The organism is Micromonospora sp. WMMA1996, assembly GCF_002573675.1.
Classification (GTDB): Bacteria; Actinomycetota; Actinomycetes; order Mycobacteriales; family Micromonosporaceae; genus Micromonospora; species Micromonospora sediminicola.
In genome coordinates this window covers 41,089-54,975 of record NZ_PDHU01000009.1, presented here as the reverse complement: position 1 = coordinate 54,975, position 13,887 = coordinate 41,089, and the positions used below count along the sequence as shown (strand labels likewise).

Annotated in this window: 15 protein-coding genes; all 15 read right to left on the bottom strand. The window is 74.9% G+C overall.

Features of this window, described 5'->3' with window-relative positions; genetic code table 11:
* Positions 1-35: 35 nt before the first annotated feature.
* Entirely contained in the window at positions 36-1,559 is a 1,524-nt protein-coding gene (locus COO58_RS28860; RefSeq protein WP_091573295.1) for an ATPase, read from the bottom strand.
* A 140-nt stretch (positions 1,560-1,699) separates the two neighbouring features.
* Positions 1,700-2,554 carry a hypothetical protein gene (locus COO58_RS28855; RefSeq protein WP_091573294.1) on the bottom strand — a complete coding sequence of 285 codons (855 nt, stop codon included), beginning with the start codon at positions 2,552-2,554 and terminating at the stop codon, positions 1,700-1,702.
* Position 2,555: 1 nt separating this feature from the next.
* Positions 2,556-3,500, bottom strand: a complete 945-nt coding sequence (locus COO58_RS28850) for an RluA family pseudouridine synthase (protein WP_091573293.1) — start codon at positions 3,498-3,500, stop codon at positions 2,556-2,558.
* Positions 3,497-4,102, bottom strand: a complete 606-nt coding sequence (gene lspA, locus COO58_RS28845; RefSeq protein WP_091577199.1) for a signal peptidase II — start codon at positions 4,100-4,102, stop codon at positions 3,497-3,499. Before lspA ends, COO58_RS28850 begins: the two co-directional genes overlap by 4 nt.
* A gap of 67 nt (positions 4,103-4,169) precedes the next feature.
* Positions 4,170-4,589 (bottom strand): TraR/DksA C4-type zinc finger protein, encoded by a 420-nt coding sequence (locus tag COO58_RS28840; protein ID WP_098748056.1) that lies wholly within the window; start codon positions 4,587-4,589, stop codon positions 4,170-4,172.
* A gap of 223 nt (positions 4,590-4,812) precedes the next feature.
* The gene (locus COO58_RS28835) at positions 4,813-6,318 is read right to left on the bottom strand and encodes a potassium/proton antiporter (RefSeq protein WP_091573291.1); all 1,506 of its coding nucleotides are present in this window, start codon (positions 6,316-6,318) and stop codon (positions 4,813-4,815) included.
* Positions 6,319-6,340: 22 nt separating this feature from the next.
* Positions 6,341-6,649 carry a DUF167 domain-containing protein gene (locus tag COO58_RS28830; protein WP_091573290.1) on the bottom strand — a complete coding sequence of 103 codons (309 nt, stop codon included), beginning with the start codon at positions 6,647-6,649 and terminating at the stop codon, positions 6,341-6,343.
* 2 nt (positions 6,650-6,651) lie between these two features.
* Complete coding sequence (locus COO58_RS28825; RefSeq protein WP_098748054.1) at positions 6,652-7,299, bottom strand: hypothetical protein; 648 nt, start codon at positions 7,297-7,299, stop codon at positions 6,652-6,654.
* Positions 7,300-7,371: 72 nt separating this feature from the next.
* Positions 7,372-8,178, bottom strand: coding sequence for a DivIVA domain-containing protein (locus COO58_RS28820; protein ID WP_091573288.1), 807 nt, complete (start codon positions 8,176-8,178; stop codon positions 7,372-7,374).
* Positions 8,179-8,219: 41 nt separating this feature from the next.
* Positions 8,220-8,525: a YggT family protein gene (locus COO58_RS28815; protein WP_091059628.1), complete on the bottom strand. Its 306-nt coding sequence runs from the start codon at positions 8,523-8,525 to the stop codon at positions 8,220-8,222.
* A 28-nt stretch (positions 8,526-8,553) separates the two neighbouring features.
* The gene (locus COO58_RS28810) at positions 8,554-9,252 is read right to left on the bottom strand and encodes a cell division protein SepF (protein WP_098748053.1); all 699 of its coding nucleotides are present in this window, start codon (positions 9,250-9,252) and stop codon (positions 8,554-8,556) included.
* Between the two features lie 193 nt (positions 9,253-9,445).
* Positions 9,446-10,192: a YggS family pyridoxal phosphate-dependent enzyme gene (locus tag COO58_RS28805; protein ID WP_098748051.1), complete on the bottom strand. Its 747-nt coding sequence runs from the start codon at positions 10,190-10,192 to the stop codon at positions 9,446-9,448.
* A gap of 9 nt (positions 10,193-10,201) precedes the next feature.
* The gene (gene ftsZ / locus COO58_RS28800; RefSeq protein WP_091573285.1) at positions 10,202-11,317 is read right to left on the bottom strand and encodes a cell division protein FtsZ; all 1,116 of its coding nucleotides are present in this window, start codon (positions 11,315-11,317) and stop codon (positions 10,202-10,204) included.
* Positions 11,318-11,562: 245 nt separating this feature from the next.
* On the bottom strand, positions 11,563-12,381 hold the full coding sequence (locus tag COO58_RS28795; RefSeq protein WP_091573284.1) for a cell division protein FtsQ/DivIB: 819 nt from the start codon (positions 12,379-12,381) through the stop codon (positions 11,563-11,565).
* Positions 12,378-13,859: a UDP-N-acetylmuramate--L-alanine ligase gene (murC, locus tag COO58_RS28790; protein ID WP_091573283.1), complete on the bottom strand. Its 1,482-nt coding sequence runs from the start codon at positions 13,857-13,859 to the stop codon at positions 12,378-12,380. The genes COO58_RS28795 and murC overlap by 4 nt, the downstream gene beginning before the upstream one ends.
* Positions 13,860-13,887 lie beyond the last annotated feature (28 nt).

Here is a 13,887-nt window from a genome sequence, read left to right as displayed (position 1 = left end):
CAGGCCGGGGCCCGGCGCGGGGCGGTGGTGGGCGGTCAGCGCGCGAACGGCTCCACCATCACCGCGGCCGCCTTGAGCCAGGCGTCCCGGGTCTCCGCCTGGAGCTGGTGGTATTCGATCGAGGAGCCGGTCTCCAGCGCCGGGTCGTAGGGCACCACGGCGACCGCCCGGGTGCGGGTGGCGAAGTGCCGCTCCAGGTCGTCCTGCAGGGAGGTGCGACCCGGGGTCGGGCAGGAGATCAGCGTGACCGCGTTGTCGGCCAGCTCACCCATGCCGACCTCGTGCAGCAGGTCGAGCATCCAGTCGGCGCTGAAGGCGGCGTCCTCGCGCGGCACGGTGGTCACCACGAGCTGGTCGGCGGCCTGCATGACGGTGCGCCAGTTCGGGCTCTCCACGTTGTTGCCGGTGTCCACGCAGACCACCTCGTGGGTCCGGCGCAGCAGCTCCAGCACCCGCTTGACGGTGAACTGGTCGAGGCGCTGGGCGAACCGTGGGCTCTCCTCGCCGGCCAGCACGTCGTAGGAGCCGTCGGAGGCGTGCCGCAGGTAGTCGTCGAGGTGCGACAGCAGCGTGTCACCCTCCAGGATCTCGATCTGCGCCAGGTCGTGGACCAGGTGGCGGATGGTGCGGGCGTGGCGGGCGCTGCCGGCCCGCAGACCGAGCGTGCCGCGCAGCTCGTTGTCGTCCCAGGCGAGCACGCCGCGCCCGCGCACGCTGCCCACGGTGGCCGCGGCGAGCACGGTCGCGGTGGTCTTGTGCACGCCGCCCTTGGGGTTGGCGAACGCGAGCACCCGGGGCGTGCCCAGCTCGCGGCGGAGCACCCCGGTCGCCCGCTCCAGCTCGGGGTCCTGCTGCGGGGCGCGGGCCCGCCACCGCGCCGGCGCCGGCTCGACCGGGCCGGGCCGGGCCTCCACCGGCCGTCGCGGGGCGGGCAGCACCGGCTCCGGGGCGGGCGGGGTCTCCGGGCGGTAGCGGCCCCGGTCCAACAGCGCGTAGCGGGACTCCGCCGGGGGCGGCGCGGGCCGGTAGCCGCCGTCGAGCAGCGCGTAGCGGGACTCGACCGGCGCCTCGGCCCGCCCACGGGGCTCGGGGACCGGCTCGCCGCCCCACGACGGTTCCGCGCGTGGTTCCGGGGCGAGGGGCGCCTCGGCGCGCCAGGACGGCTCGGGGGCGTACGTCGGCTCGGCCCGCCAGCTCGGCGCGGCCGGCTCCGGGTCGGCGCGGTACGCGGGCTCCGCGCGGTAGGCCGGCTCGCCGTCGAGGCGGGGGTCGGCGCGGAAGGCGGGATCGACCCGGAACGTGGCCTCGGCGCGGTAGCCGGGCTCGGCGCCGTACGACCCGTCGGCAGCGCGGCCGACGGCGGCGGCGCGGCCGGTCCACCCGTTGCCCGCGCCGCGACGCGGCAACGGCTCGGGTGGTGGTGCCGGGTTCTCCTCGGCGCGCCGCTCGGCGTCGGTGTGCTCCGCGCCGCGACCGCCCAGGCGGGCCCGGTCGAGCAGCGCCCGCCACCGCGGTGCCGGCTCACCCTGCCGACCCCAGCCGGTCTCGCTGCCGTCCAAGGATTCGCCCTCCCCCAGCCCATCGATCTCCGCCTGACAGGCTACGAACGAAACCCTATTCGGACCACTCCCCGCTCCGCACATCGCCCGGTGGCCCTCCTCACCGTGTCACCCGTCGCGCCGTCGCGCACCGGGGTGTCTCAGGAGGTGGGAGCGGGATTGGGCGACCCGGACCCGGTGGCGGCCGGGCGGGCGACGGGTGAGGGTCCGCTCACCGTCGGTGCGGCTTCCGACGAATCACCCATACCGTCGCCGGACGCCAACCCGGTGTCGGCCGGCGGCCGGGCCACGTCGCGCTGCTCCGGCAGCGGCGGGGTGAACACCGTGCGGTCCAGGCGGGTCACCTCCGGCGCCGGGTCGACCCCGCGTACGCCGGGACGGGCGGCGAGCGTGCGCAGCGCGTCCGGCCCGCCCCGCACCACGGCGGCGTAGACGCAGGCGCACCCGGCCCGGTAGGCGTCCGCCTCCCGGGCCGCCACCTCGGCCCCGGTGGCGTACACCCGGCGCGCCTCGGGGTCGGCGGTGGCCGCCGGGGCGGCGGCGCGGGCCCGGTAGTCCGCCGCCTCGCGGTCCTTGCGCGCGGCGACCTCGGCCATCCCGCCGGCCACGTCGTCGGGCAGGCGCAGCGCGGCGATGCGCACGATCTCGGTCTGCCGGCCCGGCAGCGGCACCCGGGCGACCACGGCCGACACCGGCGTGCCGCCCAGCGTGGACGCCACCCGGGCCGGCGTCAGGTAGGCGCTGAACGAGACCAGGGCGTAGCCGTCGGGCGCGTCGAGCCGGGCCAGCTCGTCCCCGGCGGCGCGCAGGTACGCCGGCACCGCGTCGCCGTCGGCCACGCCGACCCGGGTCACCTCGCCCACCGTGCGGTCGCCCACCGGCCGGTCCCGCCGCTGTGCCACGCCCACGACCAGCACGATCAGCGCACAGGCGAGGGCGAGCCAGGTCAGCGCGGCGGCACGCGACCGGCGCGGCGGCGCGGGACGGTCGGTCACGTCAGTCGCGCAGGATCTCCAGCGCCCGGGCCAGGTCGTCCGGGTAGTCGCTGACGAAGGTGACCTCGTCGCCGGTGCGCGGGTGCGCGAAGCTCAACGAGCGGGCGTGCAGCCACTGCCGGGCCAGGCCGAGCCGGGCGGACAGCGTCGGGTCGGCGCCGTAGGTCAGGTCACCGACGCAGGGGTGCCGCATGCTGGAGAAGTGCACCCGGATCTGGTGCGTACGCCCGGTCTCCAGCCGCACGTCGAGCAGGCTGGCGGAGGGGAACGCCTCCAGCGTGTCGTAGTGGGTGATGCTCGGCTTGCCCCCAGAGACGACCGCCCAGCGGTAGTCGTGGTGGGGGTGCCGGTCGATCGGCGCGTCGATGGTGCCGCGCAGCGGGTCCGGGTGGCCCTGCACCACGGCGTGGTAGCGCTTCTCCACCTCGCGTTCCTTGAACGCGCGCTTCAACGCGGTGTAGGCCAGCTCGCTCTTGGCCACCGTCATGATTCCGGTGGTGCCCACGTCGAGCCGGTGCACCACGCCCTGCCGCTCGGCGGCGCCGCTGGTGGAGATCCGGTGACCGATGCCGGCGAGCCCGCCGATCACGGTCGGGCCGGTCCAGCCGGGGCTCGGGTGGGCGGCCACCCCGACCGGCTTGTCCACCACCACGATGTCGTCGTCGGCGTAGACGACGGTCAGCCCGGGCACGGCCTGCGGCACCACGGTCGGCGGCGCGGCCGGCGCGGGCAGCGTGACCTCCAGCCAGGAGCCGGCCCGGACCTTGTGCGAGTTGGCCCGGACCGCGCCGTCGACCAGCGCGTCCCCGGCGTCCACCAGCGCCGCCGCGGCGGTGCGGGACAGCCCGAACAGTCGGGACACGGCCTGGTCCAGCCGCATGCCGTCGAGCCCGTCCGGGACGGGCAAGGACCGGTGGTCGCCGCCGGTGGCGAACGCGGCGGTCACGCGCGCTCCTTCTGGTCGGCCGGGGCGTCCTCGGTGGCGGGTTTCGCGGCGGCCCGGGAGCCGTCGCGCTGCCGGCCGGTCAGCTCCAGGAAGACCGCCAGCACCACGCCGCAGAACAGCGAGCTGTCGGCCAGGTTGAACACCGGGAAGAACTCACCGTACGGGCCGAACACGCTGATCATGTCGACCACGTGGCCGACGAAGTGCCCCGGCGCGCGGAAGATCCGGTCGGCCAGGTTGCCCAGCGCGCCGCCCAGCACCAGACCCAGCGAAACCGCCCAGGGCAGCGAGCGCAGCCGCAGCGCCATCCAGGCGATCCAGCCGATCACGCCGAACGTGATCAGCGGGAAGACCCAGGTGTGGTCGGAGCCGATGCTCCAGGCCGCGCCGCTGTTGCGGGTGAGGGTGAAGTAGACGGCGCCGCCGAGCACCGACACCGGCTCCTCCCGGCCGGGCAGCTCGCTGAGCGCGAGCTGCTTCGTGCCGAGGTCCGCCAGGAGCGAGACCAGGGACACGCCGAGCAGCAGGCCGACCGCCTTTCGGCGGGGCGCGCCGGCGCCTGTCTCGGTGGTGCCGGAACCGGCGGGCGGTGCTGCGGTCATCTGCTCCCCATCGACGCTCGCGACGGTGGCGGTCACCGTCTGCCGTACGGCCGCCGGGGAGCGGACGTCAGCGCCGCTCCTCCAGCTGCTTGCAGCTCACGCAGAGGGTGGCCGACGGGAACGCGGCGAGCCGCTCCACCGGGATCGGGTTGCCGCACCGCTCGCACCAGCCGTAGCCACCCTCGTCGAGCCGCTCCAGCGCGCGCTCGACCTGCGTGATCCGCTCCTTGATGCTGTTGGCGAGTGAGATCTCCTGCTCGCGCTCGAACGTCTTGGTGCCGGTGTCGGCCTGGTCGTCCCCGGCCGAGTCGGTCAGCCGGTCGCGCTGCAGCTCGGTGATCTCGCTCAGCGTCTGATCGTACTCGGCGTTGAGCTCGTCCCGCCGTGCCGCCAGGGCGGCCCGGATCTTCTCGGTCTCCGCCGCGCTGCGGGTGGCCTTCGCCACCGGCTTGCGGCCGGCGGTCCTGGTCTCGGCTGGCTTCGCCATCGTCAGCTCCCTCAGCCGCGTGGGCGCGGCGCTCAGCGGTACGTGGGCAGGGGTCACCGGCGCCGGCGTCCCCCACGAACAGACGGGCGCACGGCGACCGCGCCGCGCACTCCGGAGGTTGGCAAGAATACGGAACGTACAGGCGTCCGACAACGTGCCGCACCGTCGCTCCGCTTTTCCGCCCCGGAATGCCACTAACCGGGGCAAAAGGAACGCTAGCAGATCAGCCGGTCCGGTCCTCCCCGTACTCGCCAAACCAGCGGGCCAACCGGCCCCGTCGACTGACCGCCCGCAACCGCCGCTCGGTGGCGTCCCGCACCCCGGCGGTGGCGACGATGAGCAGGCTGTCCGCCACCTTCAGCCGGGTGTCCGGACCGGGCACGAAGCCGACCCCGTCCCGCAGCACCAGCGTGACCGCGGCGCCCACCGGCAGCCGCAGCTCGTCCACGTGCACCCCGGCCAGCCGGGAGCCGGCCGGCACCTCCAGCTGGAGCAGGTCGGCCCGCATCCGCTCCAGCGGCGCGGTCTCCAGCAGGATCTCGCTCGCCTCCGCGGGCGCGGTCACGCCCAACCGGCGGGCCGCCCGGGCCAGCGTCCCGGCCTGGAGCAGCGTGAAGATCACCACCAGCACGAACACCGCGTCGAAGAGCCGGTCCGCGCCGGGCACCCGCAGCGAGAGCGGAATGGTGGCCAGCACGATCGGCACCGCCCCGCGCAGGCCGGCCCAGGACAGGAAGAGCTGCTCGCGCAGGTTCACCCGGAACGGCAGCGCGGACACCGCCACCGACAGCGGCCGGGCGAGCAGCAGCAGGGCCAGCCCGGTGATCACCGCCGGCAGCACCGCGGCGTCCAGCCGGCTCGGCGACACCAGCAGACCGAGCAGCACGAACAGGCCGATCTGGGCCAGCCAGGCCAGCCCGTCGGCGAAGCCGAGGATCGCCTGCCGGTGCGGCAGCCGGGAGTTGCCGAGCAGCACCCCGGCCACGTAGACGGCCAGGAAGCCGGAGGCGTGCAGCACCGAGCCGGCCGCGTACGCCAGCACCGTGAAGCCGACCACCGCGATCGGGTAGAGCCCGGACGAGGGCAGCGCGGCGCGCCGCAGCGCGTACCGCCCGGCCAGGCCGGCGCCCACCCCGACCGCCGCGCCCGCCCCCAGCTCGTAGCCGAGCACCAGCGCCTCGTACCACCAGGGGTGGGCCGCCTCGGCCCCGGCCCGCGACAGCAGCAGCACCAGCAGGACCACCGGGGCGTCGTTCATCCCGGACTCGGCCTCCAGCGTGGCCACCAGTCGCGGTGGCAGGCGCAGCCGGCGCAGGGTGGCGAAGACCGCCGCCGCGTCGGTGGACGACAGCACCGCGCCGTAGAGCAGGGCCAGCCGCCAGTCCAGGTCCAGCAGCAGGTGCACCACCACGCCGACCACCACGATGCTGACCACCACGCCGACCGTGGACAACGCCGAGGCCAGGCCGAGCACCGGGCGCAGCGTGCTCCACCGGGCGCTCAGCCCGCCCTCGGCGATGATCACGATGAGCGCGCAGAACCCGAGCACCCGGGTCAGCTCGACGTCGTCGAATTCGATGCCCAGGCCCGCCTCGCCGATCAGCACGCCCAGCGCCAGGTAGACCAGCAGGCTGGGCACGCCGAGGCGGGTGGAGAAGCGCACCGCGCCCACCGCGACCAGCAGCACGGCCGCGCCCACCAGCAGCGCGAGGTTCAGCCCCGGGGTCATCGCCGACCGGCCCGACGGTTCCTCACCCGGCGCTGCCGTCGCGCAGCCGACGCAGCACCTCGGGCAACCCGTCGGGCGGGTGCGCCACCAGGAAGATCTTGTCCCGGCTGGTCGCGCCGGACCGCAGCGACACCGCGGCGGGCCGGACGCCCAGCGCGTCCGCCAGCGCCCGCCGGACCGCCTCGGTGGCCCGGCCGTCGACCGCCGGCGCGTGCACGGCGACGACGAGCGCGGGACCGTGCGGCCCGTCGTGGCGACCGCCCACCCGGGCCCGGGACGCGCCGGGCTTCACGCGCACCGCGACGGTGAGCGGGGTGTCCGCGATCGTCATGGTCAGTACGGCCGGGCGTCGGCGAGCAACGTGGTGCCCGCGGCGCAGTGGGCGCACGGGGTGAAGCCGAGCTCGACGGCCTCGGCGACCGGCAGTGGTTCGTCCGCCCGGCCCACCAGGTGCGGGCAGTCGGTCAGGTGGAAGCGCGGGTGGCCGTCGACGACCCGGACCTCCTCCGGCAGCCGCACCAGCCGGGCCAGTTCGCCGGCGGTGAGGTGTTCGGCCGGGGGCTCACCCTCGGACAGGTCGCCCGGCGCGGGCGAGGTCGGTGTCACCTCGGCGCGGCCGGCGGCGCGGGGCACCGGGGGCGCCCAGGCGTCGGCCGGCGGGTCGTACGGCTCGGCCACCGGCGACCCGGGCGGTTGCCGCCACCCGGATCCGCCGGCGCCGACCGTCGACGTGTGGTGCGGGACCGGGCTCACCGGCTCGTCCGGGGACGGGCCGGAGCGCGCGGTCCGGGTGCGCGGGCCGGCTTCCCGACCCGCCGTGGTCCTCGCGGCGGCCGCCTGGCGGGCGAACGCGACGAAGGCGACGGCGGACAGCAGGCTGGCCGCGATCGACACGATCAGCAGCGGGCTCGACCCACCGGCCAGGCCCACCACCAGCAGCACGACCGCGACGAGGATGAGCAGGACGCTCGCGGCTATCACAGCTCACCCCCGGCCGCGTCGTGTCGGTCTGGGCGGTCGGTGGCCGTCCCGGGGACGGCCACCGACGCGGGATCAGCGGCCGGACTCGAGCGAGCCGGCGCGGCCGCCGCCGTACGAGCCGGCGAGGCCGGCCGTGGCGAGACCGTTGCTGCCGCCGGCGGCACGGGTGCCCTCGGCGCGGTTCATCTCGACCTCGAGGCCCTGCCCGCGACCGTCCAGGTCACGCAGCTGGCTCTCCAGGTAGGCCTTGAGACGGGTGCGGTACTCCCGCTCGAACTGCTTGAGCTCCTCGATGTGCTTCTGCAGCGCGGTCCGCTTGGCGTCCAGGCCGCCCATGGCCTCCTGGTGCCGCTGGCGGGCGTCCCGCTCCAGGGCGTCGGCCTTGGCCCGCGCCTCGCGGGTGACCTCCTCGGCCTTGGACCGGGCCTCGGAGAGCAGGCTGTCGGCCTCGCGCCGGGCGTCGGAGACGTGGTCGTCCGCGGTGCGCTGGGCCATCATCAGCACGCGCAGCGCCTGCTGCTCGCCGTCCCCGGTCACCCCTGCCGGGCCGCCCTGCGTGCGGACCTGCTCCAGCTCGGCCTGCATCGCCCGGGCCGCCTGCTCGGCGGCCGCCTTGTCGCGCTGCACCCGGTCGAGCTGGGCCTTGACGTCGTTGAGCTCCGCCGCGAGGCGGGCGTCGCCGCCGGGGCCGGCGGGCGCGCCACCCCGACCGCCGCGCTCCACCTGGGCGCGCAGCTCGTTGTTCTCCTCGATCAGACGGGCCAGCTCACGCTCGACCTCGTCCAGGAAGGCGTCGACCTCCTCCTCGTCATACCCCCGCTTGCCGATCGGCGGCTTTTTGAAGGCGACGTTGTGGACGTCGGCCGGGGTCAGCGGCATCGAAACTCCTCGGGTCAGTTGCGGCCGCGAAAGCGCTCTGGTCAGGCGAACGCCACGATCAGGCGCTGTAACACGAACTCCATCAGCACGAACAGGATAACCAGGAGCACAAGGGAGGCCAGGTCGATGCTCACGGTACCAATTCGCAGTGGTGGGATCACACGCCTCAACGCTCGCAGGGGCGGATCAGTGACGCTCCACACGACTTCCAGTCCCGCCGATGCGCCGCGCCCCGGCTGCCAGCGGCGACCGTAGGCCAGCACCGCGCCGAGAACAAATCGGGCAAGTAGGACGAGCAGGAAGAAGTACAGCAGCAGGTAGAGCACCTGGAACAGGATCGACAACACGGTAGGCGACGTCCCTCGGTCGTGCGGGCTAGCTCAGGCTGAAAAAGCCGCCCTCAGCGATCTTGGCCTTGTCCTCCGCGGTGACCTGGACGTTGGCCGGTGAGAGCAGGAACACCCGGTTGGTCACGCGCTCGATCGTACCGCGCAGGCCGAACGCGAGCCCGGCGGCGAAGTCCACCAGCCGGCGGGCGTCCGCCTCGTCCATCTCGGTGAGGTTGATGATCACCGGCACCCCGTCCCGGAAGTGCTCGCCGATGGTCCGCGCCTCGCGGTACGTCGTCGGGTGCAGGGTGGTGATCTGGTAGCGCTGCTCCTCCTCCGGAGCCACCACCCGCTCGCGCGGCTGGGCCTGCGGCGCGAGGGCGAGGTTGTCCCGGGTGTGGTAGCTCAGCGCGCCGGAGCCGTCGGAGGAGCGGGTGATCGACCGGACGCTGGAGCGCTCGGTCCGCTCGGCCCGTTCCGGGCGCTCGATCTCGGACCGGTCGGCGTCGACGGCGCGGCCGGTGCGCTCGCTCAGCCGACCCCGCTCGCCGACCCGGCTCCGGGTCGTCGGCGGCTCGTCGGCCTCGTCGTCGTCCTCGTCGGCGAACTCCTCGGCGTACCGGCTCGACCGGTAGCGCGACGAGTCCCGGTAGCCACCCTTGTCGTAGCCACCGTCCTCGTACGCCCGCTCGTCGTCCTCCTCGACGAGACCGAGCCAGACCCCCGCCTTGCGCAGTGCACCCATCCCCGCGCCCTTCCGTCCGCCGTGCGGCACGCGCCCCCGTGCCGTGTCGCTTGATCACGAGTGGACGATCATGCCCACCGGACCGGATCGGCAATCCCCTGACGTGCGGTTCGCGGCCCGCCCGCCACGGCCCCCGGCTACGGGAACGCCGTCCTGAACAACACTGATGTAATTTGCTTCCGTCGTGGTCAGGCTACCCCAGCGTGGGGCGCATTCCGAGCAACGCGCTGCCGACGCGGACATGTGTCGCGCCGTGCGCGACAGCGCTCTCCAGGTCGCCGCTCATCCCCGCCGACAGCACCGTGGCGCCCGGATGGTCGCCGCGCAGCCGCCCCGCCACCTCGGCCAGCCGGGCGAACGCCCGGTCCGGCTCCCAGCCCAGCGGGGCCACCGCCATCAGGCCGGCCAGCCGCAGCCCGTCCGCGCCGGCCACCGCCGCGGCCACCGGGTCGAGCCCCCGATCGGGGTCGGCCAGGCCCGGCAGCGCCCCGCCCCGGGCCGCGTCGCCGTCGATACTCACCTGCACCAACACGTCCAACGGCCGGTCCCGGACGGCGGTCGCGGCGGTGCCGAGCGCGGCGGCCAGCCGGACGCTGTCGACCGACTGGACCACGTCGGCGTACCGGACCACCGACCGGGCCTTGTTGCGTTGCAGCTGGCCGATGAAGTGCCAGCGCGGCGCGGCCCCGGCGGCGGCCACCGCCGCCGCCTTCGGCGCCGCCTCCTGGTCCCGGTTCTCCCCCACGTCGCGCACCCCCAGCTCGGCCAGCGCGAGCACGTCGACCGCCGGGTACGTCTTGGTGACCGCGACCAGGGTGACCGAGTCCGGGGACCGGCCGGCCGCCGCGCAGGCGTCCGCGATCCGGGACCGGACCCGGGCCAGCCCGGCCGCGAGCTCGGTGCGACGCTCCGGCCGCACCGTCAGGGGTGACTCCGTCATCGGGGCGGCTCAGGACCCGTTCTTGAGGAAATCGGGCACGTCGACATCGTCGAAGAGCACCCGGCGCGACGGCTGCTGCGGGGCCGGCATGGTGGCCGGCGGGCTCACCGGCGCGTTCGACTGCGCCGGCGGGTTCTGGTTGCTCTTGCGCGGCGGCTCGACCGCCTTGTACGCCGGAGCGCCCCCGTCGAAGCCGGCCGCGATCACGGTCACCCGCACCTCGTCGCCGAGCGCGTCGTCGATGACCGCGCCGAAGATGATGTTCGCGTCCGGGTGGGCCGCGTCGGTGACCAGCTGCGCCGCGTCGTTGATCTCGAACAGGCCGAGGTCCGAGCCGCCGGCGATGGACAGCAGCACGCCCCGCGCGCCGTCCATGCTCTGCTCCAGCAGCGGGCTGGAGATGGCCGCCTCGGCCGCCTCCACGGCGCGGTTCTCGCCCCGGGCGCTGCCGATGCCCATGAGCGCGCTGCCGGCGCCGCTCATCACGCTCTTCACGTCGGCGAAGTCCAGGTTGATCAGACCCGGCGTGGTGATCAGGTCGGTGATGCCCTGGACACCGGAGAGCAGCACCTGGTCCGCGGTGCGGAACGCGTCCATCATGGAGATGTTGCGGTCGCCGAGGGCCAGCAGCCGGTCGTTCGGGATGACGATGAGCGTGTCGCACTGGTTGCGCAGCTCCTCGATCCCCGCCTCGGCCTGCACCTGGCGGCGCTTGCCCTCGAACGAGAACGGCCGGGTGACCACGCCGATGGTGAGCGCGCCGAGCTTGCGGGCGATGTTCGCCACCACCGGCGCGCCGCCGGTGCCGGTGCCGCCGCCCTCGCCGCAGGTCACGAAGACCATGTCGGCGCCCTTGAGCACCTCCTCGATCTCGTCCCGGTGGTCCTCGGCGGCGTTCTTGCCGACGTCCGGGTTGGCGCCGGCACCCAGCCCCCGGGTCAGCTCCCGGCCCACGTCGAGCTTCACGTCGGCGTCGCTCATCAGCAGCGCCTGCGCATCGGTGTTGATCGCGATGAACTCGACGCCCTTGAGCCCAACCTCGATCATCCGGTTGACGGCGTTCACGCCGCCACCCCCGATGCCGACGACCTTGATGACCGCCAGGTAGTTGTGCGGAGGTGTCATCTCCGGTCCTTTCCCTTCGAGATTGGCATGGGCCGACCCCACACGGCTTGGCCGGACCAGCGGCGGAGCATCTGCCCTGAACTCTCCGACGGCTGAACCCTCACCCTCTACTAGAGGCTTAGGGCTATGTCAACCACTGATCTCTTCGGGGCAACGTATGCGCCGCCGCGCCAGGAGCCAAGGACCCTTCCGGCGTGTCGCCGACCGAGCGACCCGGGACACAAGAGCCGCTCGCCGCACCGGGGCTACTGGAACGTGACCACGTCCGGGGCGCTGACGTCGATCCGGTCGGCCCGGCGCCCCAGCAACGCGGTGGCCACCGTGGACTTCTCCGGGCCGCGCGAGGCGTCCCCCCAGAACACCTCGCGGTCGCCGCGCAGCAGCAACGTGATCCGGGCCAGCCCGGCCACGTCGACCGCGACCAGCTCCGCGCGCAGCTTCGGACCGAGCGCGGCCAGCACCGCCAGCCCGGCCCGGGTGCCGGGGTCGTCCGGGCCCGGGCGCGCGACCCGGACCAGCGGCAGCCCCGCCGGCGCCTGGTCCAGGTGCTGGAAGACCACACCGGAGTTGTCGACCACCGCGAACCGCTCGCCCTGCGGCACCGCCGCCACCGGCACCCGCTCCTCGACCCGGATCACCAGCGTCCCCGGCCAGTCCCGCTCCACCGTGGCCCGCGCCACCGGCGGCAGCGCGCCCACCCGGCGCGCGGTCGCGGCCAGGTCCACCCGGGCCAGCGGCGCGTTGTCCGGCACCGCCGCGGCGTCCCGGATCTCCACCGGCGTGACCGTGCGGGCACCGACCACCCGGACGTCGCGCACGCCGAACAGGCCGGTGCCGAGCACCGTCCAGGCGACCAGCCCGGCGACGGCCGCCACCGCGGCGGCGACCGCCCAGGGCAGCGCCGCCCGCATCCGTCGCTGCCGGGCCCGGGCCATGAAGCGACGGGTGGACGGCGGCACCGCGTCCGCGCCGGCGCGCACCAGCTGCCAGCGCCGGACCGGGCTGCGCCGCCCCGACCCGCCGTCCTGACCGGAGGTGCGGCCGCGGGCCGGCCCCGGGCTCATCCGGCGGTGGCCGCCGCGCCGTCCGGGTCGACGCCGGCGCCCAGCGCCGCGGCGCCTCCGGTGCGCGCCAGCAACGCGTCCAGCAACTGGTCGCCCATCAGCGAGATCGGCGGCGCGCCCATGGTCACCACCACGTCTCCGGTGCGGGCCCGCCGGGCCACCTCGGCCGGCACGTCGTCCCACGCCTCGACGAACACCTTGTGCCCGGCCGGCAGCGGCACCGCCTCGATCAACGCGGCCGAGCCCTCGCCGGGCCGGCGCATCTCGCCCGGGCCGAACACCTCCAGCAGCACCAGCTCGTCGGCGATGCCCAGGGCGGCGGCGATCTCCGCCTGCAGGTCCCGGGTGCGATAGAGCCGGTAGGGCTGGAACACCACGATCAGCCGTCCGTCGCCGGCCACCTCGCGCAGCGTCTGCAGGGCCAGCGTCATCGAGGTCGGGTGGTAGGCGTACTCGTCGTAGACCAGCACGCCGTCCGCGACGCCCTTGCGCTCGAACCGCCGCCGCACGCCGGGGAACGCGCCGAGCGCGGCCTCCGCCGCCGCCACCGGCAACTCCAGCAGGTACGCCGCGAGCACCGCGGCGGCGCTGTTGAGCGCCATGTGCCGCCCCGGCATCGGCAGCCGGATCTCGCCCAGCGACCGGCCCTCGACCTCGGCCAGGTAGCGCACCCCCTGGGCGGAGGAGGTGACGTCGCTCATCCGCAGGTCGGCGTCGGCGGACTCGCCGTACGTCCACACCCGACGCCCCTCCGCCCGCAGCGTCTCGGCCAGCCGCCGGCCGCCCGCGTCGTCGGCGCAGGTGACGACGAACCCGTCCGGGTCGGTGAGGCGGGCGAACTCCGCGAACGCGGCCTCCAGGTTGGCCAGGTCGCCGTACGTGTTGAGGTGGTCCGCCTCGATGTTCGTGATGATCGACACGTACGGGCGGTAGATGAGGAAGGAACGGTCGCTCTCGTCCGCCTCGACCACGAAGTGCTCGCCGGTGCCGTGGTGCGCGCCGGAGCCGACCTCGGAGATCTCCCCGCCGATGACGAAGGACGGGTCGGCGCCGGCCTGCTGGAGCACCATGGTGACCATCGACGTGGTGGAGGTCTTGCCGTGCGTGCCGGCGACCGCCACCGTGCGCCGGCCGGTCATCGCCGCCGCCAGCGCCTCGGAGCGGTGCAGCACCCGCAGGCCCCGCCGGCGCGCCTCGACCATCTCCAGGTGGTCCTGCGGGATCGCCGAGGAGTAGACGACCGTGTCCACCCCGTCCAGGTTGGCCGCCTCGTGCGTGGAGTGGATCGTCCCGCCCAGCGCCCGCAGGCCGGCCAGGGACGGCCACTCCCGCAGCTCGCTGCCGGAGACCGGCAGGCCCCGGGTGAGGAAGAGCCGGGCCAGGCCGGCCATCCCGACCCCGCCCACCCCGATCAGGTGGATCCGGCCCAGGTCCTCCGCGGTCGTCGTGCCGGCGGGCGTGAACTGCGCGGTGTTCATGAGAGGTACCTTCCCGTCGCGGCGCGGC

Excerpts from the sequence above, each read along its gene's own strand:
- lspA (WP_091577199.1), bottom strand. The coding sequence starts at position 4,102 with ATGACCGCAGCACCGCCCGCCGGTTCCGGCACCACCGAGACAGGCGCC.
- COO58_RS28840 (WP_098748056.1), bottom strand. The coding sequence starts at position 4,589 with ATGGCGAAGCCAGCCGAGACCAGGACCGCCGGCCGCAAGCCGGTGGCG.
- COO58_RS28835 (WP_091573291.1), bottom strand. The coding sequence starts at position 6,318 with ATGACCCCGGGGCTGAACCTCGCGCTGCTGGTGGGCGCGGCCGTGCTG.
- COO58_RS28830 (WP_091573290.1), bottom strand. The coding sequence starts at position 6,649 with ATGACGATCGCGGACACCCCGCTCACCGTCGCGGTGCGCGTGAAGCCC.
- COO58_RS28820 (WP_091573288.1), bottom strand. The coding sequence starts at position 8,178 with ATGCCGCTGACCCCGGCCGACGTCCACAACGTCGCCTTCAAAAAGCCG.
- COO58_RS28810 (WP_098748053.1), bottom strand. The coding sequence starts at position 9,252 with ATGGGTGCACTGCGCAAGGCGGGGGTCTGGCTCGGTCTCGTCGAGGAG.
- COO58_RS28805 (WP_098748051.1), bottom strand. The coding sequence starts at position 10,192 with ATGACGGAGTCACCCCTGACGGTGCGGCCGGAGCGTCGCACCGAGCTC.
- ftsZ (WP_091573285.1), bottom strand. The coding sequence starts at position 11,317 with ATGACACCTCCGCACAACTACCTGGCGGTCATCAAGGTCGTCGGCATC.
- COO58_RS28795 (WP_091573284.1), bottom strand. The coding sequence starts at position 12,381 with ATGAGCCCGGGGCCGGCCCGCGGCCGCACCTCCGGTCAGGACGGCGGG.
- murC (WP_091573283.1), bottom strand. The coding sequence starts at position 13,859 with ATGAACACCGCGCAGTTCACGCCCGCCGGCACGACGACCGCGGAGGAC.